This is a genomic window from Leptospira sp. B5-022 (assembly GCF_000347035.1).
In the GTDB taxonomy this organism is placed as follows: domain Bacteria; phylum Spirochaetota; class Leptospiria; order Leptospirales; family Leptospiraceae; genus Leptospira_B; species Leptospira_B cinconiae.
Map to the genome: position 1 here is coordinate 312,277 of NZ_ANIJ01000047.1, position 21,669 is coordinate 333,945.

A 21,669-nucleotide genomic window follows, 5' to 3' on the forward strand; every position below is an offset into this window, starting at 1 on the left:
TGAAGTACAGGCCGGAATAAAAATCCTGGAAATAATATGCCCAAAAGGGAAGATCTCCGCTCCGTTCTGATCCTAGGATCCGGGCCGATCGTTATCGGCCAAGCCTGTGAATTCGATTATTCCGGCACCCAGGCTGCCAAAGCACTACGAGAAAAAGGAATTCGAGTGATCCTTCTCAATTCCAATCCCGCCACCATTATGACCGATCCGGATCTGGCGGACGCGACTTATATAGAACCTCTAACCGTCTCGGTTGTCCAAAAGATCTTAGAAAAAGAAAAACCGGACGCAATCCTACCTACTGTGGGAGGTCAAACCGCATTAAATCTGGCCTTAGCCTGTCATAACGCTGGGTTATTAGAAAAATATAATGTAGAATTGATCGGCGCCAAGATCGATGCGATCAAAAAAGCGGAAGATAGAGAACTTTTTAAAAGAGCGATGGAGAAAATCGGGGTCAAAGTCCCTCGTTCCGGGCTCGCAAATAATTTAAAAGAAGCGGCAGAGATCAAAGCCCAGATAGGACTTCCTCTCATCGTAAGACCTGCATTCACTCTGGGTGGGACCGGAGGAGGGATCGCTTACGACGAAGAAACTTTCGACGAAGTGGTTGGAAAAGGTCTCAAGGCTTCTCCTATCAGCCAGGTATTATTGGAACAATCCGTTTTGGGTTGGAAAGAGTTCGAGTTAGAGGTCATGAGAGACCTCGCGGACAACGTAGTGATCATTTGTTCCATCGAGAACATAGATCCTATGGGGGTTCATACCGGGGACTCTATCACGGTCGCTCCTCAACAAACACTTTCCGATAAGGAATACCAAAATTTACGAGATATGTCCATCAGCATCATCCGAGAGATCGGAGTCGAAACCGGTGGATCCAATATCCAATTCGCAGTGAATCCGGCAGACGGAGATGTGATCGTAATCGAGATGAACCCTCGCGTTTCCAGATCTTCCGCGCTTGCTTCTAAGGCTACGGGATTTCCGATCGCGAAGATCGCTGCTTTACTCTCCATCGGGTATTCCTTGGATGAGATCAAAAACGATATTACAAGAGTGACTCCTGCTTCTTTCGAGCCGTCCATCGACTATGTGGTGACAAAGATCCCAAGATTTGCGTTCGAGAAGTTTCCGGGAACGGACGATACTCTCGGAGTCCAGATGAAAGCCGTGGGAGAAGCTATGGCAATCGGAAGGACTTTTAAAGAAAGTTTCCAAAAAGCGATGCGTTCTTTGGAGATCGATCGTTTCGGTTTCGGTTCCGACGGAAATTTTGCGGAATTGGTGGAATTCCATTCTTTATCCGTTCCTCAGAGAAAAGAAAGGATCGATTCATTCTTACGCAGACCGAACGATAAACGTATCTTCTACGTTAAAAAAGCGTTGGAAGAAGGTTACAGCGTAGAAAAGATCCACGAACTATGTAAGATCGATCCTTGGTTCTTATACCAATTCGAAGACCTGCAAAATCTGGAAAAAGAATTTGCGACCAAAGGGAATTCGGTTTTAGGAAAGCTGAAAAAAGCGGGATTCTCCAATCGGCAGCTGGCTTATCTTGCCAAAAAAGCTGAGATAGAAAAAGTCCTCTCTTCTTCTCAAACTCCTGATAAGAAAAAAGCGGAGATAGGTTCCATTCTCAAAAAAGAAGAAAAGAACCTGGAAACAGCATTAGAATCTTCTAAAATAGAACCTATCTATAAAAGGATCGATACCTGCGCGGGAGAATTCGAAGCTTATACGCCGTATTTTTATTCTTCTTACGACGAAGAGGACGAGACAAACGTCACTTCTAAAAGATCCGTAATCATTCTGGGAGGCGGGCCGAATAGGATCGGACAAGGAATAGAGTTCGATTATTGCTGCTGCCACGCATCCTTTGCTCTGCAAGATCTGGGAGTGGAATCCATTATGGTGAATTCCAACCCGGAAACGGTTTCTACCGACTATGATACTTCCGACAGATTGTATTTCGAACCTCTGACATTAGAGGATGTTATGCAGATCTACAAAAAGGAAAAACCGGAAGGAGTGATCATCCAATTCGGCGGACAAACCCCGCTTAAACTTGCAAAAGATCTGGAAAGTAGGGGAGTTCCTATTTTAGGGACCAGTCCCGATTCCATAGATAGGGCGGAAGACAGAAAACGTTTCGCAGAAGTATTAGAAAAACTGAAATTGATCTCTCCTAAGAACGGGATCGCTACTTCCATGGAAGAAGCGAGAAAGATCGCAAATCATATCACTTATCCTGTGCTGGTTCGTCCAAGTTACGTATTGGGCGGAAGAGCCATGCTTATCATCAGCGAAGAAAAAGAGTTGGATAAGTATATGGAGAAGGCCGAGGAAATTTCGGAAGACAGGCCCCTTCTCATCGATTCCTTCTTGGAAGACGCAGTCGAAGTGGACGTGGACGCGCTTTGCGACGGCAAAGACGTGTTTATCGCCGGGATCATGGAGCATATAGAAGAAGCAGGCATCCATTCCGGAGATTCCGCATGTATTCTTCCTCCTCAATCCTTATCCAAAAAAGTATTGGATGATATCAGGAGCGCAACCAGAGCGCTCGCATTGGAATTACAAGTCAAAGGACTCATCAATATCCAATACGCAGTCAAGGAAGAAGTTGTATATGTGATCGAGGTGAATCCTAGAGCTTCTAGAACCGTTCCTTTCGTATCCAAAGCGCTTGGCCACCCTGTTGTCAAATACGCTACCCGTATCATGATGGGGGAAACTTTACAACAACTCCCACTCCCGAAAGAAATGTCTTTCCCGACTGTGAACGTGAAGGAAGCCGTACTACCTTTTAATAAATTTCCCGGAGTGGACACCATCCTTGGACCTGAAATGAGATCCACAGGAGAGGTCATGGGAATTGCCGACACAGCAGGTGAGGCATTCTTAAAATCCCAATACATGGCCGGAGAAGAACTTCCTTCTCAGGGTACGGTATTCGTTTCCGTAAACGATAAGGACAAAAAGGAATTATTAAAGTATATCAAGGATCTTTCTGATCTAGGATTCATTTTAATCGCTACTGAAGGAACCCATAAGTTCTTATCCGAAAACGGAATACTTTCTTCTAAGATCAATAAGGTATACGATAACCAATTCCCAACTGCGTTAGATTATATCAGAGAGAACAAGATCCATCTTATTCTGAATACGCCTCTCAGCAGAGTGACCAGAGACGATAGTTTTGCGATCCGCCAAGCAGCCATCCGTTATAAGATCCCTTGTTTGACCACTGCAAGTGCAGCCAAGGCCCTCATTAGAGGAATGATCGAGATGACCGATAAAGGATTTACGATCCGTTCTTTGCAAGAGATCCATAGTTCTAAGTAAGACATAAATTTTCGGTTTATTCTAAGGTCCCACCTAAGTTAGAACAATCTGTCGTTGCTGAACTCAGATCCCAGGGCGTGGAGCCCGTACTTAAATAAATTTTTTTGATTGCGTACCCTTTGACAAGACATGTCGCTACTCTTGTTTGCGGACAAATATCTACATTTGTTGAATTTGGAAAATAGATAGGACAAAGTTTTTTAATAGAACCTGAATACGAACCATCGATAGAAAGTTCATTACAACTAGATGAGTCAGGAGTATCACAATAAGTGGTATTCGGCATATAATCTATGATAAGATGAGTGGTAGCGGAGCAACATCCTGGAGAGTCATTAGGAAAGGGGGCGGATAAATAGACTCCGATTATCAAGATCATCCCTAATGAGAGAAAAAATTTGGATGGAAGTTTGGGGCTCATATACTGGAATAAACTCCTTTTAATTTATTCTCACAATGATCTAGTGAAGAGTTTCCATCCCAAGAAACATTATAATAGTATTTTAATCTAAAAAGAGTCGTTTCCTTTAATAAGGAACATTCTGCCGATTTTCCAGTCAGATCACACCGAAAATTGGATTTATAAATCCCTCCTTGAGAATCGCATATGTTTGCATGAACCGATTCAAACATTGCTCCACGGAAATCTATACAATCGTTTTGTAATGTACACGATCCGGAAAAGGGAGGTGTCGGTGGAAAAAGGATTGTGACAAGCAGTTGGGTGAGCGGGTCCGCCGCGGGGCTGCAAGGCAAAGGACATTCACAACCATTCGCAAAGAATAGCCCAAATAAAAATATTATGGCTTTCGAATATAATTTCTCTCGGTTTATCATGTTTATCAAAAAAACAAGTTTAACGTTAGTTGTTTTTATGTAGCGAACAAGATATTTTTTAATGGGACTTTTTCTTTTCATATATCTGTAATAGAACCTCAAGTTTTGTTTATACAAACGGGATAAAAGTGTAAGCGATCCTTTAGTATTCTTTTCTCATGCAAAGCTGCCAAGATAAGAAGAGTCTTTTGCTTAACTTCTCCAAATATCCTCTATTCTTCGTGCCTTTGCGCGATAACGTTTCCGCGGCAGCGATGCGCAGATCTTTAGTCCGGGCGAAGCCCGGATGAGCGCGAATGCGCGAAATCGAAGCAGCGCGACCGAGCAAAGCGAGTGGGCCGCCCAGGCCTTTTCCTTTATTTTGCTAATGTATGTTGTATTGTTATTATTTGTCAATAATGAGTCTCAAAATCAATTTGACAATTCCTAACAAAAAAAGAACCTTCGAGGAAAGAGGATATCTATGGAAGAATACTGCCGCCCGATCCGGATCTCAGAAAGAAGCTATTTCGTAGTGGATCTATGCGCCAATTGCGGACATGTGCACTTACACTTTGAGAACGGTTCCCTGAAAATGGATCTTCATAAGTTGGAAGACTTGTACAAAACCGTTCAGGATGCTCACGCATGGATCTTGGAAGAACTTGCTGGGTATAATTGAGGCCAGGAGTTCCTACCCCGCCTTCGCTCAATACGACATAATCCGATAAAGGAAGAAGATAATCTTATAATTCTATCAAGGAAATCTCTGATCTTACGATCCTTATACTGCAAGGGGCGTGCTATGCAGATCAGAACGGAAGGGCCAGGCAGAGAAGAGGGATATTCATCGGCGGAGCCAAGAGTATCTAACGTTTCCGAAAAAACTTCCGCTCCTTCCGTAAGTTTTATGGATCTGATGAAGTCCATCCAACTTCGCTCCCAGAAGGTTTTGGAAGAAGGGCAAAAGTCCGAGATCAAAGAAGAAAGACCTTCCGAAGTGGAAGAGTCCAAAGAGCCTGAATTATTCGTAAGATCCGAAGAAGAAGCAGAAGAGGCCAACTCTGCCGAAGAAGAAGAGAATGAAAAATTAATTCGTCTTTCCGATAGAAAGGTCCAAAAGGCGGAACGGGAAGAAAGCGATTCGGAACTGGAAGATGAGGTCGACTCCGAACTAGGCTCCGAAGAATTAGATTCTCCATTTATCACACAGATGAGTGTGTTTTTGGCGGGACTTGAGGCAAAAAAAGAGAAAGAAGTTTCGAGCGCGGCAAACCAAGAAGAATCCGTATCCTTTAAAAAGATCCAAAAACATATAAAGGAAGAAGCTCCTAAGGCGGAACAAAAAGAAGAAGCGGGAAATGTTTCCGTTCTAAAATCCAGTCAACCGGAAGAGAAACGTTCTATTAAAGAAACCAAAAAAACTCCGGAAAAAGAAAGTCTGGATGAAGGTTTAAAAAGTTTGGAAGAAGCGCGTAAATTCTCCAAACCTGCAAACGAAGAAAAGATACTAACCGTATTAAAAGATTCTCATAAAGAAAATTTCATTCCCGAGTCGGAAAACTGGAAGATCACGAGAGAGAAAAAACAGGAAACTCTTTCTATGTTTTCCAAAAACCAAGCGGCGAAAGCGGCTCAGGTGGAAGAAGCTTCCAAATCGGATACTTCCGGGAAAGGTTCTCAGAACCAGGACTTCTCCCAAAGAAATGGGAACGAGACCACATTCACTTTGTTAAAAGCGGGTCTCGGGATAGCGGAAAAAAACCAAGAAGTTACCGGACAAAATTCTAAAACTTCCAAATCGAATCCAGGAACGTCCATGGATCGTTCTCAGATGAAGGAAAATTTCCAAAGACTAGTTCAATCGGCAAAATTGAATATAGTCGAGAACGGAAGATCGGAAGCCACTCTAAGATTGAATCCGAGAGAATTAGGAAGAGTTTCCTTACGTATTACAGTGGAAGACGATAAGGTCCAGGGTAAAATTTTAGTAGAGTCGGATCAGGTGAAAAAATTATTCGCCGGTGATCTGGAACAACTTCGAAAGGATTTTAAAGAACAAGGATTGGATCTTCAGTCATTGATCGTAGAGTCCGAGGATTCCTTACGTATGAGTTGGGATGGGCAGGATTCTTCCCGTTTTTTTGACCAAAAAGGTTGGAGTTTTGAAACTTCCGGTTTTTCGAATTCTTCCGATTTGGAAGAAGTTCCCGAAATGGACTCTATCGAAAATACGGAATTTGCCGAAAAGAATACTGATAAACGCTTAAACATCTTGGTTTAAGGAGAGGATCATGCCGGAAACAAACGCGGTTTCTAACGAAGCTACACGTAGCCGTTATCTCGAAGGAGACAGAAGTTACGATTTAAGGAAGCATTTCGATAAATTGGAGAAGGAAGAAAAAAGCGGTCTCCAAGGGATCGAGATACGTTCTACCGCGAAAGCATTAGGAAAAGATGATTTTTTAAAACTGTTGATCACTCAACTTTCTTCCCAAGACCCTACAAACCCGGTTAAAGACCAAGACTTTATCGCGCAAATGGCTCAGTTCTCTTCCTTGGAGCAGATGAATAATATCTCCCAAGGGATCGGTAAGATGACCAATCGCCAAAGTTTCTCCCTGGTAGGTAAGATCGTATCCGGTCCTGATTTTGTGACCGGAGAGAATGTGGTGGGGACCGCAGGCGCATTGTTCTTCGACGGAGAAGGTAAATCTTTTGTGAGAGTAAACGGTAGAACCGTAGAGATAGATGCGATCACTTTGATCACAGATCCCGCGATCATCAACCAACAAGAAGGACAAACAGGAGCACCTGCTCCGAAAGCTGCGACTCCTTCCGGTTCAGCGGGGGCTTCTCCGAGTGCCGTCGTTGGAACTCCAACAACGCAACCGCAGCAAGGTCAACAATTTCAAGAAACATTACAAAATCAGAATATGGGTCCTTCCCAAGATCCCGATTTTGAAAAAACAAGTTCCGGGGCTCCAGGCTGGAGTTTTCCCGGAAAACCGAACGACAGCAATTATTAATTAAATAGAAAATTTCGAGGTATAAGCGCCATGATGAGATCCCTTTATTCAGGAGTTTCCGGTTTAAAAAACCACCAAGTGCGGATGGACGTGATCGGTAACAATATTTCCAACGTGAACACCCACGGTTTTAAAACGGAACGTGTCACTTTCCAAGACATGATCTCCCAAGAGTTGAGAGGTGCTTCCGAGCCGAAGGAAAACATCGGAGGGGTAAACCCGCAACAAGTAGGTCTCGGAGCATTGATCGCTGCGATCGACAAGATCATGACCCAAGGCGCTTTACAAACCACCGGTAAGAATACCGACGTTGCGATTTCCGGAGAAGGTTTTTTTATCGTAAAAGACGGAGACAAACAGTTCTACACCAGAGCGGGCGCATTCAACTTAGATAAGAACGGTTATTATGTAAACCCGGCGAACGGTTTGAAGGTCCAAGGGTGGAATTCCCGCTTGGATGAAAAAGGGAATAAGTATATCAACTCTTCCGCTTCCATCGAAGATATTATCATTCCGGTATATTCTAAAGAGCCTGCAAGAGCAACTTCCAAAGTGGATTTCAGATCCAACTTGAATTCATCCGTGCAAGCCGTTCCGCCTGACGCTACCCAAGAGGAGATCACGGCTATGATCAATGATCCGGATCCGAAGGCGAGAAGAGGACACGTGACTACTATCAAAGTTTTTGACGACCAAGGTGCCGAAAGAGAATTCAAAATGGAATTCTACAAAGTGCGTGAAAACACTTGGAAAGCAAGGACGTCCTTAACGGATTCCACTCAACTTTCCGTAGATGTGGCTGCTACCGGCGGACAGAATACTCAAATGCCCGGACTCACCGAGCTTGAGTTCGGATTCACTCCGGATGGTAAGATCGTTTATGTTTCCGACGGAACCGACGTGATGAACACAGGAAAACTAAGTGCAAAAGTTTCCTTTAAACTTCCCGGAAATCCCCAAGTCCAAAGTTTCGACCTGGCTCTAGGCGAGGCAGGAATGGTGGACGGGATCACCCAGTTCTCTTCCGATTTCACAACTAAAGCTGTGAAACAAGACGGATATACAATGGGATATCTGGAGTCCTTCTCCATCGATAATTCCGGAACCGTTACCGGTGTTTATTCCAACGGGATCAAACAACCCTTAGCAAGGATTGCGACTGCGGTATTTAATAACCCGGCCGGTTTGGATAAAGCGGGAGATACAATGTTCGCATTTTCCAATAACTCCGGAGAGCCGATGATCGGCGAAGCAGGTATCGCCGGTAGAGGGAAGATTAACGCAGGTCTATTAGAAATGTCGAATGTGGATCTTTCCGATCAGTTTACCGATATGATCGTAACTCAGAGGGGTTTCCAAGCCAACTCCAGAACGATCACTACCACAGACCAAATGTTACAGGAAGTCCTGGGTCTGAAACGTTAATCGTTAGATTAGATCTCCTATTCATTTTGTTTGCGCCCGTGGGATTTTTTCCTTCGGGCGTTTTTCTTTTTTAGTCGCGCAGAAACAAGGTGATAGAAGTAGAATTCACCCGGTGGTTCGCACGGAGTTGACAGAGAAAATAACAAATAGATTACTCTGTGATCTTTGTGCGCTCAGTGCGAAATAATTCTCCCTATCGAATTCGAAGCGAAAATCGATATTATTTCAGATTGCAGTCTATATACTTTTTTTTCAGTCTGTTTTTTTAATATATACCAGAGACTAAAACAGTGAGAGAAAAAAAGAAAAAGACCGGCTTTAAAAAAGGATCTGAAGAAAGAGACGGTTGGTTTGGATTTATTTTTTTATCCAATCGGGAAATGTTCCTGGATTGGACCCCGGAGGAAACAGGATCTTTCACTCGACTTTTTGAATATAGATCCGTAAACGCCGGTACTATTCTCATATCACCCGAAAAAACCTCGGAATGGTTTTATTTTCTTTTGGAAGGAAAGTGCGAAGAATTTACGAACGCTTCTTCCGGAGAAGAGTTGATGATACGAAGTCTGGTGCCCGGCTCTCATTTCGGGGAGGCAGGATTTTTTCATTGGAAAGAAGGGAAATTCGGTATAAGAGCGGAAACGGACTCCAAACTTTTGAGGATCAGTTCTAAAAATTGGAATAAGTGGGAATCCGAACATTCGGAAACTTCCAAACGTTGGAAGGAAAGATTAGAGACTAAAAGATTTTTCAGAATGGCTTCCTATGAGCCTAGTCAAAAGGAAATTTTAGGATTTATTTCCAATCTGGAATTACTCTTTCATGTGGACCGCAAAAAAATCGGAGAGTTGACTCCGTATTTGAGATGGTTGTATGTTCCAGGTGGGGAAAGGTTGATGCTCCAAGGAGAACCTGGAAATTCACTTTTTATCATTTTATCGGGAAGGTTCAGATATACCGTTTCGGACGATCAAGGAAATATTACGGGAGAAGGGGAATTCGCCAAAGGCGATATCATCGGGGAGATGTCTTTGTTAACGGGAGAACCTCGCTCTGCTTCGGTTTATGCCGTACGTTCCTCTCAGGTGATCCAAATTTCACGTAACGGATTCCGAAAATTTATCTCCGAATCTCCCGAAGCTTTATTCCATGTGACTGAAACGATTGCCAGGAGATTGGGAAATCGGAATAAAGAATCCTCTAGATTCGGAAGAAAAGTACATACGATCGCACTGGTGCCTGTGACGGAAGGATTTCCTCTCCGTGATTTTTCAAATGAACTTTCCAAATCCTTAAAGTCCTTCGGCTCTACATTATCTGTAAACGAGGATAAACTTTCCAAATTCCTGAAGGAGAAAAAAATACATCATAAAAATGGAATACGATTCGGGATACCGGACCTTCTCTCCTGGTTTGGAGGATTGGAAAAAGAATACGACAATGTGGTTTTTGAAGTAGAACCCACAGGAGATCCGCTTTGGGCGGAGACTAGCCTGAGACAGGCGGACCGAATTCTTCTTCTTGCCGAAACTGGACGCCCAATATTGGAAAATTCCTATTCTTGGAACCTGATCCAAGGAGGAAGTCTCGGCGAAACCATGAAAGAGTCCGTAATATACTTGGAGGATTCTTATACTCGTTGGGAAGAATTAGAAAACATTCTTCATGAATTACCCGGACAAAAACTTATAATGAGAAAGAACAGGGCAGGTGAATTCGATCGTATTGCAAGAAGATTGGAAAGTAGATCGGTAGGAATCGCACTTTCGGGTGGAGGAGCAAAAGGGTTCGCTCATTTGGGATTACTTAAATCCTTGAGCGAGGCTGGGATCCCGATAGATCTGATCGGAGGAACAAGCGCCGGATCCATTATGGCGGGATTATTTGCCATGGGTTATGAGTTCGAAGAATCTCTCCGTTTGATTAAAGAGGTCTGGATAGAGGCAAAACTGACCAGAGATTATACTCTTCCGTTTGTCTCCATTTTAAGAGGAGTGAAATATTCCAAGGCGATCAAAGAATTTTTCGGAAATAGAAAAATAGAAACATTATGGATTCCCTTTTTGGCGGTAGCCTGCGATCTAACAAATTCAAAACCGAAAGTGTTCGAACAAGGAGAGGTATGGAAGGCAATCCGAGCCAGTACTTCCATACCCGGGATCTTTCCTCCATTTTATAACGACGGAGCTTTGTTTGTGGACGGAGGACTTTGGGATAATCTTCCCGGTTCTTTGGTGAGAAGAAAAGGAGCGGACGTATTGATCTCGGTAGATTTAGGTGCAGGATCCCAACCGAACAAGGACCAAACCTATGGATTATTAGTTGAGTCCAGATTTCCGGGAGAAGGACCCTCCGCTCTGAAACTTTTGGGAAACCAATTTATGAAAAAGGAAGATAGATATTCATTCCCTCATATAGGCGAGCTGTTCATGAGGTCCATGTTATTGTCCAGCCGAAACAATCTTTTAAAAACAAAAGAAACTTCCGATATATTCGTGGAGTTGCCTGTTCGGGATTTTTCCACCTTCGATTGGGATGAATACGAAAGATTGTATGAGATAGGCTATGAACATTCTCAAAAATTTGTAAAGGATTGGGGAAAGATCATTAAGGACAAAGTATATTCCGAAAGGAAAAAAAATTAGATCGATCTATTGCAGGATCCTTAAATTAAAATATGACCATATGATAAAATTCGACTTTAGATCCGTCTTATGGATGAGCTATGAGGTTTGGTCTTTTTTTGTTTAAGCCAAACGGCCGTTTTTCGAAGGATATCCAAGGCCAAAACTTGGAAAAAACTCCTTTTCACGATTCTAAAAGAAGCTTAGGATGGGTTAATCGGGATGGAATCCAAGTTTAAGCAATATATCGTGACGGATTCCGCTACACTTGCGGGGAGACTTTCCATCCTCCGCAATAAGACCCAGCTAGAACTGATCGATCTAAAGGATTTTTTCGGGTCCTCGGACATCAGGGATACTCCGCAATTCGTAAACATACTATTTTATATCTCTTCCGAAACCTTAGAATCAGAACATAGTAAGATCAGAGAGCAGCTTAGGATGAATCCTCTGATACTCGCCAGATTCATTTTAAATGCAGACCTAAGCTACGAAGGATACAAGAATACCGAGATCGAAGACGATCTGATTTTTGGGATCTTGCCCGAGATCACTTCGGATCTCCACCTTTCAAAAACTTTCGCTAACGGCTTTTTACATTTGCATATGATCACGGATCAGTTCGATCTATTACATAAGATCAACACCGCAAAATACGAGATCAACCGACTGACCAGGATCGGTATCAGTCTGGCAAACGAAAAGGACTTTGATAAACTTTTAAGAGAGATATTGTACAGTGCAAGGGAGATCTGTAATGCCGACTCCGGTTCCTTGTATCTAGTCGAACAGGACGATATAGGATTCGTTCGGAATTTACGTTTTAAAATTTCGGCATTGAGTATAGATACGGAAGAGTTCATTCTTCCCATCAATAAGTCCAGTATTGCGGGTTATGTTGCGGAAACCGGAAAAGTGCTGAACATCCAAGATGTTTATGATCTGCCGGAAGATGCCGAATTTTCCTTTAATGGGAATTTTGATATATTATCGAATTATCATACTAAATCCATGCTGGTAGTCCCTATGAAAGGCCATAGGGGAGATGTCGTGGGTGTTCTTCAGCTGATCAATCGTAAGAGGAACTTTAACCAAAAATTGACCGTAGACCAGATGAAAGGGGACGAAATCCAACCTTTCGACGATTATTCGGCTCAATTAGTCCTTGGAGTTGCAGGACAGGCGGCTGTCGCCATTCAGAACAATTATTTATTAAGAGAGATTGAAACATTATTCGAAGGATTTGTGACCGCCTCCGTAAACGCGATCGAAGCAAGGGATCCGACCACTAGCGGTCACTCTTTTAGAGTGGCAGTGTTGACCGTCGGGCTTGCGGAAACCTTAGATCGTGTGAGTTTCGGAAAATATAAGGACACAAAGTTTTCCAAGGAACAACTCAAAGAGATCAGATACGCTTCATTACTTCACGATTTCGGAAAAGTAGGAGTAAGAGAAAAGGTTTTGGTGAAAGCCAAAAAATTGGAAGACCTGGAGATCGGATTGATCGACTGGAGATTCCGCTACTTAAAGAAAGATTTCGAATCGAAATTAAACTTAAGAAAAGTGGAATATTTAAAAAAGCACGGGTCAGTCGGATATTCCGACTTTGAAAAAGCTATTGATTTCGAATTTAGCGAAGAATGTAAAAGACTTAACTCTATGTTCCAGATCATCAGCCAGAGCAACGAACCTTCCATTCTGGAAGAGGCAAACTCTCAGTTCTTGGAAGAGATCGCAAAGATGCAGTATATCACTACGGAAGGAGAAAATCTGGATTTAATTTCTCCTTACGAATTCGGATTTTTGACCATCAAAAAAGGTTCTTTGGATTTTGATGAAAGAAAAGAGATCGAATCCCATGTGGAGCATACGTTCCAATTCTTAAGTAAGATCCCTTGGACAAACGATCTAAAAATGGTACCAACCATCGCTCATGCGCACCACGAAAGGTTGAATGGAACCGGATACCCGAGAGGGCTTTCCGGAGAAGATATTCCGGTCCAATCCAGGATCATGACCATCTCCGATATATTCGATGCGTTAACCGACCAAGATCGACCTTATAAAAAAGCGGTCCCGGTGGATAGGGCCTTGGACATTTTGGAAATGGAAGCGAAGGAAAATCATTTGGACGGAGACTTATTAAAAGTATTCATAGAGTCCAAAGTCTGGGAAAAATTAAACCACCAAGGACATATTAAATAAATCTAAGGTTCTTCTCTGGTCCAGTCGGAGACAAGTTTCAAAAAATGTTCTCCTCTTTCCTCAAAATTCTTATATAAATCGAAACTAGCGCAAGCGGGGGAAAATACCACGGAGGAAACTCTTGCCCTACCCGAGCGGACCGCGTTTTTGATCTGAGAAAAACCCTCTTCCAAATTATCCGCTAAGATCAAATGGGAACCTAAGATAGGAGAGATCACGGGGGCCCAGGTTTCTCTCGCCTCTCCGATCAGTAAGACCCAGCCGATACCGGAATTTAAAAATTCTTTCAGAGGTTCCAAGGGTTCGGCTTTGGGTCTTCCTCCCAAGATCAAAAAGGTCGCTTTTTTGTCTTTCCACGTGTTTAAACCCGCAAGCATACTGTGGAGGTTTGTGGACTTGGAATCGTTAATAAAAGAGATCCCGGCCGCTTTACCGGCATATTGGAAACGATGAGGAAGGCCTTTAAACGACCCGATCAGACTTTGGATATGTTCCGGTTTTGCACCGATCGCTTCTGCAGCCAAGATAGAAGCTGCCAGGTTATCCAAATTATGGCCTCCGGGAAGAGGGAAGTTCGTAGCATCATAGATCAACTTTGCGGTTTTGATACTTCTTTCTTCTTCCGAGATGATCGCGTCGTTTCCTGCTTCTCTCCCGAAGACTAAAATTTTGCAGGACCATCCCAGCTTTCGGATCCTTTCCTGAAAAAGTTTTGAATTCGTTACAAGAGTATGAAGAGGATTGGAATGGTCCACGATCCTTGTCTTGGCTTCGAAATAATTATCCAAACTTTTATGTCTTTCCAAATGATCCGAAGCAAGATTTAATATTACGGATACGTTAAGTTCTAAAGGACCGGAATCTTCCAACTGGTAGCTGGAAAGTTCCAAAACGGAAAGTGGAACCGGTTTAAGGCAAAAATCGCTGAAGGCCAAACCGATATTTCCACCCGCAGTCGCTCCAGGAAAATCGGAAGAAACTAAATGTGCAGTGAGAGAAGTGGTTGTGGATTTTCCATCCGTTCCTGTGACGCCGATCAATTTTCCGGAATAAAACGCTCTTGCTAATTCCACTTCGGAAACTATGGGGATTGCGAGAGAATGAGCTTGGGAAATTACGGGATGAGAAGGAGAAATACCCGGGCTTTTTACGATGAGCGCGATCGGAAGAAGGTCCGCTAGAATTACATCCTCGCCGACGAACGTAACATTTAAATCGGGAATAGGATTCGAATTACAAAGAACAGCATTCGCCTGTCTCTCTTTCAAGAGTCGGAGAGCCGCCATACCGGAAACTCCCCCGCCGAGAACCAGGACTCTTTGGCCTAATAAGGAGGTAGGAAAATTCTTCATCTTGGGGAACTTGGTTGACAGGCTATTTTTCGCATCGAGAATTGTCTCTAATTTATCGCTAGGGTAGGTTCCTTTGCTCGACCATAAGGTACAGGACGGAGTTCTCATAGTTTACCTCAAGGGACGTTTAGACGTTTCTATTGCAAACGAGGTGGAAGAAAATCTGAACGATCTAATCGATAACCAAGGACACACCAAGGTTATTTTAAACATGCAAGACGTGGATTATATGTCTTCCTCCGGATTCAGGGCTTGCATTTCTACGCTCAGGAAATTGAACGCAAAAGAAGGCGGTCTCAAAATTTGCGGGATCAAACCTGCAGTGAAAAGAATTTTCGATGTGATTGAACTTACTTCTCTATTTGATATTCGAGATACGGAAGACGAGGCGCTTCGAACCTTTCGTGCATAACCGATGATGGCATTACATCGGGTTCTCCAAGAGATCGTAGAGGAAAAAAAAAGGGAAATCGAAACCATTCCCGAATATAATCCTTCGCCTTACGCAGGGGCGGGGTTATGGCAATCATTACGCTCCCGCAAATTTTCAATCATCTCGGAATGTAAAAAAATGAGTCCTTCTTCCGGGATTATCCGGCAAGAATACGACGCGGTCACTATCGCAAAAACTTACTCCGAATGTGGAGCCACTGCGATCTCCGTTCTTACTGACAAAAAATATTTCGGCGGATCCCTTGAAGACCTAAAGAATGTTTCTTCTCAGGTCAATATACCTATATTAAGAAAAGATTTTATACTAGATACAAAGCAGGTCGCGGAGGCTCGCGAATACGGAGCGGCAGCAATCCTTCTTATCGTTCGTATACTCACACCCGAAAAACTCGCAGAACTTATCAAAGAAGCTAAAAAATATAATATGGATGTTCTCACGGAGATCCATACGGAAGAAGAGGCGACTATCGCCACAAAGGCGGGTGCAAATATAGTCGGGATCAACACACGGGATCTGGATGATTTTTCCATCCACCAAGACCTTGTCCCTAAAGTGGCTTCCAAACTTTCTCCCAATATCGTAAAAGTAGGGGAGTCTGGGGTTAAAAGTAAGGCCGATCTGGATGAATTCCGTTCCCATGTGGACGCTGCACTTATCGGTACCTACTTTATGGAAAAACCGGATATCCGCAAGGCTTGGCTGGAATTATTCTGATTCTTCCATACTAATTCCTAGAATATTCAGAAATTAGAATATATTTAAAAAGGTTTGGGCGGCTCTTCGCTTACGCTCTGACCAGGCTACTGCGGGTTCGCGCATTCGCGCTCAGCAATTCAAATGGACGGTTTCATGGAGTTCCAGTTTGTCCGATCAGGACTTTGCTTCACTACGCTCAGCAACGCTTGGCGTTACCCGCTTCCTATGGGGCGCGGAAAATATCCGGCAAAGCCGGACTAGCGCCCTTCGTATCCTTGCCGCGAAGAGTTATCGTATAAGAAGGTCCTTTGAGATAGAAATCAGACGAACGTCTTTGCATGAGAAACGCGGCAGCGATGCGTAGGGAAAGTCCGAAGGACCGAAGCGATAGCGTAGCCCGTAGCAGCGCGACCCGAGCGATAGCGAGTGGGGCCGCCCAAAATTTTTCCAAAACGTTCGTTTGGAGAAAGGATCTTCTCTTTTCGGTTTGGAAAAAAGATATTGCCTACCGAATTGTGTGGAATGTAGAATGCCCTTTCGTCTTTTTTAAGGCCAGTGGGAGGTTTTTTACATGGCGTTTGAAGAAACAGGAGAAAGTACGAGTATATTCGGATCGATCGGCGATTCGTTCAAAGGAATGCTGACCGGGGTTGTATTATTCCCACTTTCCTTATTTTTAATATTTCAAGTGGAAACTTGCGAGCAAGCGAGTGCGGCCCTTAAAAGTGCGGTCCCGGCTGCCCAAGCGAAACCTGGGGTTGCGTCTTACGTTACCGGAAAACTGAGTGCAGATCTATTGGGTGGAGAGTTCGTAAAACCCGGGAAGTATATTTCCTATTCTCAATCTTCCGAGGTATATGCCTGGAAAGAAACCAGTAAAGAGAATTCCACTACGAAAAAAAAAGATTACGATTGTGAATTGGAATGGATCTCTTCTCCTCAAAATCCGAAAAATTTCAAGGATTCCGTATGCAAGTCTAAACCTTTCTACCAAGCGACTGTGGATGATAAACGTTCCGTTGCTTCCGACGCGAAGGTGAAGACTGATGAAGGTAAAACTTACAATGTAAATTTGAGCAAGGTGGATCTGACTTCCGCAGTGCCTTCCGTAAATCCCGGATCGGGAGAATTGTCCAAAGGGATAGCAGAAGGTGATTATATCTATTTATCTCAAAAATGTGCAAGCGATCAAGCCGAAGGCTGCGAAAGAATCAGTGTATCTCTTGTTCCCGTACCGGAAGAAAATATGACTTTCGTGGGTTCCGTAAACGGAAATACAATAGGAGAGTTCACCAGTGAAGAGGGTAATAAATTTTTGAACGCTTCCGTAGGAGATTTTCAGACTACGATGAAGGACATCCAAAGCGACGATAATACGGAAAAGTGGCTTATGAGACTCGGTTGTTTTATTGCTATGTGGGTGAGCTTTAATCTTCTCGCAGGACCGCTACTTTCCCTTTTAAGTTTTGTTCCTCTTGTAGGAGAATTGGGAAAAACCGCTCTATCCATAGTGTTCGGGGTTGTGGCATTTGTGATCACCGCAGTTACCATTCTTCTTGTGAAGTTTTGGTATATCTGGCTGATACTGGGGCTTGCAGCAATCGGTTACGCTATCTACAAAAAGAAAGCGGCGACTGCTTAGGATTCCATATTCAAAATGTAATAGAGAAAAGGCCGGGATTTAGCTCGGCCTTTTTAATTTTCCGTAGTCCCTGAAACCACCGATTGTCAATAAAAACTTTCCAAAGCAAACGCGCGTTCACTCTGATAACACGTATTAAATCATGCTTTAGAACATGATTTTAAGTGGAAATCCGAGAAAATAAGAGACGTATAAGACAGTTAAAAATAACGTACGTTCTCTAAAAAACTGCCAAAACTAGTGAAAAAAATCCTTGTCTATACCGTTATAATATGTACCAGTATAGCGATCGATACACGATTCGAACAGTTGATATAAAAAAAGATTGAAGGTTTTTTAGATCTACGGTATATATAGAAGCCGTTCTGGTTCTGAAAAATAACAATTGTTCAAAAAAGCGAACACGGACCCAGAGAGGTTTAAGGGATGAAGATGCGGCCAATAAGGGAATTTGCTGGGGGGAGTAATCGCCTCCTGGATTTTAAGAAAAATATAATTTTCATTTCTCTTATATTATCATTATTCGGTTCCTGTTCTCATGCCGGGACCGATAAAAGCGGGATTTCCCAATTCTCCGATAATACCGACGACTACCGAGGAATTTCTTTATTCAGTTTTTTGAATCCTTACCCAGTGGTGAAGAGCTTTTTCACCAATATGGACCCTGTCGGCTTCAATGAGGCCTTGGGGGATGCACTCTCTCAAGCACCTAGAACGGATAATTTGGGGACAATTCGCGCCTTAGAATCGGCGATGCTGCAGAGTAGAACGAGCGTCCAAACCCTTTCTTTGGGCCTTGCGGACATGATCGAAAAGATACAAACTTCGAATCCTGCCGCTTATTCTTCTATCCAGCCGGTTTTTGAGAAAATCCGCCGTTATAAAAAGCCTGTAGTCCGTAATTTGATGCCTCTTGGCGCAAACCAACTTTTGATAGAATACAATACTAAGACGGCGAATCAGGTTACCACTTCTATCCACGATACAGCTGACCTTCTTGTAGATCCGGATACTGTGGACACTCTTCACGATATAGAAGATTTTCTTTATAAAGGATTACGGAAAAATACTACGTTCCGAACCGGAGTGGAAAATCTATTAGGTGGATTTTTTGCTCCTTCTCTACTAACGGATCGCACTTTAAAAGAAGGTTTTATCTCTCTTGTTTACGATTTCGGCGAGATGATGTACAAGGCTGCCGGTTTCGAGGATCAAATGACTCCTCAAACCTCATTTAAAAATTTTATAATAAACGCTGAGAATTTTTTTACTGCTAATACTGTTTCTCCTGCTGAGCCTACCGCTAACGAATATTCTACGAACGCAGCGTATAATGCCCCTGGGGGTACTTTAAAACCTGCAGAATTGAGAACGATGCTTCGTGATCTTTTCGAAACGATTAAAGGATTAATTTTCGCCCAGGGAGATGTGACTGTAAACGTTCTGAAAGAGACCGCTAAGAATGCGTATTTACTGGATTTTATGAGGAATTCTTCCGGTTCCAGCCAAACGTTTAAGGATCTTTTGCAGTTGGATGGAGATGGACGAAACCGCCAGACGGATGTGGAAAGCCGTCCTGTTTCCGCGTTAGAAACTTTATTTATTGTTCTTACAATTGCGGATAATTACGGTTTTCGTTGGAATCCGGTAGATTCCGGAAATTCCGGTACAACTCAAGTCGTTAATAACGCTTTAACTGATACCGGCTCCGTAACAACCGGCGGTGAGCTGACATTAGGTGATGCAATGTTCAGTATGGGATCCGTGATCGGGTCCGGTGATTCATTCAATTTTAAGAATATTACCGAATTGAGCCGCACAAGTTCGAAAGTATTCCGCGACGGTTCCGCTTATAGAATAGGATTCAATACTAGAGTTCTTTCCATTTTAGAAGCACCTTCTAGAGGGGAGACCCTTCCGGTTACGGATACGTCTACCGGGACTGCCGTGCTGAACGAATCCCAATTCGACAAGCTGTACAACAAGACAATTCCTTGGATGTTGGATTGGATCGTTAAGGTTACCTTAGAAGGTTATGGACCATACTATAGTGGAACGGACTCCGGAGGGAATCCGATTGCGCCTAACGGTAATCTTTTACAATACCAACCTAGCTGGAACACATCCAAATATTACGTTCAAATTGATCCAGGTACAGGCGGAGAAAGACGTATTTATTTGGGTGGAGTGGATCAAACTGCTGCGTCTGCGGTATTAACCGACAAGGGATTCTATTCTATTACGGAAACCGTCCCTGCTCCTATCCTAGTAGCAAGTGCGGAGGAAGCATTTTATAAAAATTTACAATGGCTTTTATACGAAAAAAGATTCGTAGCAGTTCTTCCGGTGAGAGCTAAGTTAGCCGCTACAGTTACCTACCAAGAGGCATTATTCATTACTGCGATCGGGAACGGAATCATGGGAATGATGAACTTAAGTCCCAATTGTGGTCCTTTAAAAGACGATTGTACAAACTTTAACGGTTACTGGCACAAGAAGGGGACTCCCATCAAGTCCTTTGATTCTGGAACGCAGGCTGGGCCTTGGGTTGTCCAGGATACAAATTTGCAAGATCTATCCAATGAACCGGGCGATTCCGTTTTCCTAGTAGAAGGCTGGGGATACGGACTCGCTGGTAATGAAGGTTTCCAAGTGACTGCGGTATATTCCGCATTATTCCCTCTTTTGATCCCTGATCCAACCACTGTGTATGGAATGATCCCTCCTGTGATATCCCAAAATGCGGGTGTGATCAAACAGCTTGGATTCTTGGGAACTACTGATACTCCTTCTTCTCAAGTGAACACGAACTGGAATAAGAGGAATCGTCTGACTCCATTTATCGTCGCATTGGCAAAAGCTTTGGGTGATGACGCTAAAATTCCGGCTAACAGAGCATTAGGAAAAAATCCTTATAAGCTATTTACCGGCCTCGCTGAGATCTTCTCTCGACCATACGTTTTTTTTGGACAGGATGAAACGGCGAGAATAGGGGACAATCTGCCTCCAAAGCCAAGCTTTATTCAGGTACGAACGGTAGGGATCGCATCCGGATTGCGAAACCCAGCGGCCACTCCTGTAGAATACAAGGCTTCTAAAAATTACAGGAGCTTATTGAGCGTTTTAATCGAAGGGACTTCCACACCGACAAGCACAGATCGTAATCGTATGACGGACGGTCCGTTGGATCTATTAAGTAAAACTGATATTCTTTCGGGACTTATCAAGTTTACCACAAATCTTGGAGATCCCGCTAAAACGGATGCTAGAGACAAGGTGATGGACGGTCTTTCCGGGATCTTAGGCCAAACAAAACTTTGGTCCGAATGCGGCGGCGAGGCGAATTTCCAAACCAATTGTCCGAACCAGTTTGCAATTGATGAAGGAATCGATTGGTTAGTGTATCGTATCGCGGATAAATACGATGATCGCCCTCGTAATGATCTATATGATCCTACCTGGGTGAAAGTGGATGATCTGGTAAGACGGATCCGAGATTACGTTTCCAGATCGTCCGGTTGGTCTTTGGTGAAATCCTTGGATTTCTTATTGGATCTCTTGTTGGATATCCAACTCACCGCTTCCGAAATTACGAATACATTGGATCTTATCTCTTCTCTCTTCTATGTGGGAGATGAAACCGATCCGAACAATTCCACTCTGGATACGAGAACTTATACTCTTTCCGATATTTTGACCACTAGTCTTCCTCCTGTTTTGGATTCTATGGCACCTTACGGAAGGAACTTATACGCTACCGGTTACCAATTGGGTAAACCGGGCAGCTTCTTCAGTTTTTTAGAGAAGAATGCGAACATGTCTTCTCAATACACTGTGGAAGATCTATTCGAAAATACGAAAGTACTTCTGAGATCCGATATGATCCAGACTCCTCTTATGGACAACAGGGCCTTCCTATATTCTGCGGGGACTCTAATCGGATTATTCGGAGATATTTATGAAAGAGGTCGTCGTTTCTCCGGTTCCGACGCCTTCTTCTATGATAATTGGAATGATGGACAACCCACGTCGACGTACTGGGACGATCTGAATGCGATATTCTCACTAAGATGAAAAA

Annotated in this window: 14 protein-coding genes; 11 read left to right on the top strand and 3 right to left on the bottom strand. The window is 43.3% G+C overall.

From position 1 onward, the window contains the following. The first annotated feature begins 36 nt into the window (after nt 1-36). Nucleotides 37-3,348 carry a carbamoyl-phosphate synthase large subunit gene (gene carB / locus LEP1GSC192_RS17710; RefSeq protein WP_020771372.1) on the top strand — a complete coding sequence of 1,104 codons (3,312 nt, stop codon included), beginning with the start codon at nt 37-39 and terminating at the stop codon, nt 3,346-3,348. Nucleotides 3,349-3,364: 16 nt separating this feature from the next. Here carB and LEP1GSC192_RS17715 read toward each other — a convergent pair whose 3' ends face one another. Next, nucleotides 3,365-3,769: a hypothetical protein gene (locus LEP1GSC192_RS17715; protein WP_036090872.1), complete on the bottom strand. Its 405-nt coding sequence runs from the start codon at nt 3,767-3,769 to the stop codon at nt 3,365-3,367. After that, complete coding sequence (locus LEP1GSC192_RS19870) at nt 3,766-3,981, bottom strand: hypothetical protein (RefSeq protein ID WP_020771308.1); 216 nt, start codon at nt 3,979-3,981, stop codon at nt 3,766-3,768. Before LEP1GSC192_RS19870 ends, LEP1GSC192_RS17715 begins: the two co-directional genes overlap by 4 nt. Before the next feature lie 667 nt (nt 3,982-4,648). On the opposite strand from LEP1GSC192_RS19870, the gene LEP1GSC192_RS17725 reads away from it, so the two are divergent. The 6 genes from LEP1GSC192_RS17725 (at nt 4,649) to LEP1GSC192_RS17750 (ending at nt 13,447) form a co-directional block, all read left to right on the top strand. Then, complete coding sequence (locus LEP1GSC192_RS17725) at nt 4,649-4,846, top strand: hypothetical protein (RefSeq protein ID WP_020771387.1); 198 nt, start codon at nt 4,649-4,651, stop codon at nt 4,844-4,846. Between the two features lie 123 nt (nt 4,847-4,969). After that, entirely contained in the window at nt 4,970-6,448 is a 1,479-nt protein-coding gene (locus LEP1GSC192_RS17730) for a flagellar hook-length control protein FliK (RefSeq protein ID WP_020771528.1), read from the top strand. Nucleotides 6,449-6,458: 10 nt separating this feature from the next. After that, on the top strand, nt 6,459-7,193 hold the full coding sequence (locus LEP1GSC192_RS17735; protein WP_020771462.1) for a flagellar hook capping FlgD N-terminal domain-containing protein: 735 nt from the start codon (nt 6,459-6,461) through the stop codon (nt 7,191-7,193). A 30-nt stretch (nt 7,194-7,223) separates the two neighbouring features. Further along, on the top strand, nt 7,224-8,618 hold the full coding sequence (flgE, locus tag LEP1GSC192_RS17740) for a flagellar hook protein FlgE (RefSeq protein WP_008595159.1): 1,395 nt from the start codon (nt 7,224-7,226) through the stop codon (nt 8,616-8,618). 290 nt (nt 8,619-8,908) lie between these two features. After that, nucleotides 8,909-11,263 carry a patatin-like phospholipase family protein gene (locus LEP1GSC192_RS17745; protein WP_020771304.1) on the top strand — a complete coding sequence of 785 codons (2,355 nt, stop codon included), beginning with the start codon at nt 8,909-8,911 and terminating at the stop codon, nt 11,261-11,263. 201 nt (nt 11,264-11,464) lie between these two features. Next, a complete protein-coding gene (locus tag LEP1GSC192_RS17750; protein ID WP_020771139.1) occupies nt 11,465-13,447 on the top strand; it encodes an HD family phosphohydrolase in 1,983 nt (660 codons plus the stop codon). A 2-nt stretch (nt 13,448-13,449) separates the two neighbouring features. Here the strand turns inward: LEP1GSC192_RS17750 and murD are convergent, their stop codons facing one another. Beyond that, nucleotides 13,450-14,799: a UDP-N-acetylmuramoyl-L-alanine--D-glutamate ligase gene (murD, locus tag LEP1GSC192_RS17755; protein WP_020771287.1), complete on the bottom strand. Its 1,350-nt coding sequence runs from the start codon at nt 14,797-14,799 to the stop codon at nt 13,450-13,452. 73 nt (nt 14,800-14,872) lie between these two features. Between murD and LEP1GSC192_RS17760 the strand changes: the two genes are divergently transcribed. From LEP1GSC192_RS17760 to LEP1GSC192_RS17780, 4 genes are all read left to right on the top strand, one after another. Then, nucleotides 14,873-15,211: an STAS domain-containing protein gene (locus LEP1GSC192_RS17760; RefSeq protein ID WP_036090879.1), complete on the top strand. Its 339-nt coding sequence runs from the start codon at nt 14,873-14,875 to the stop codon at nt 15,209-15,211. Between the two features lie 3 nt (nt 15,212-15,214). Continuing rightward, complete coding sequence (locus tag LEP1GSC192_RS17765) at nt 15,215-15,967, top strand: indole-3-glycerol-phosphate synthase (protein WP_020771490.1); 753 nt, start codon at nt 15,215-15,217, stop codon at nt 15,965-15,967. A gap of 553 nt (nt 15,968-16,520) precedes the next feature. Then, entirely contained in the window at nt 16,521-17,591 is a 1,071-nt protein-coding gene (locus LEP1GSC192_RS17775; RefSeq protein ID WP_020771090.1) for a TMEM43 family protein, read from the top strand. A gap of 426 nt (nt 17,592-18,017) precedes the next feature. Further along, the gene (locus LEP1GSC192_RS17780) at nt 18,018-21,665 is read left to right on the top strand and encodes a hypothetical protein (RefSeq protein WP_020771224.1); all 3,648 of its coding nucleotides are present in this window, start codon (nt 18,018-18,020) and stop codon (nt 21,663-21,665) included. Nucleotides 21,666-21,669: the final 4 nt, after the last annotated feature.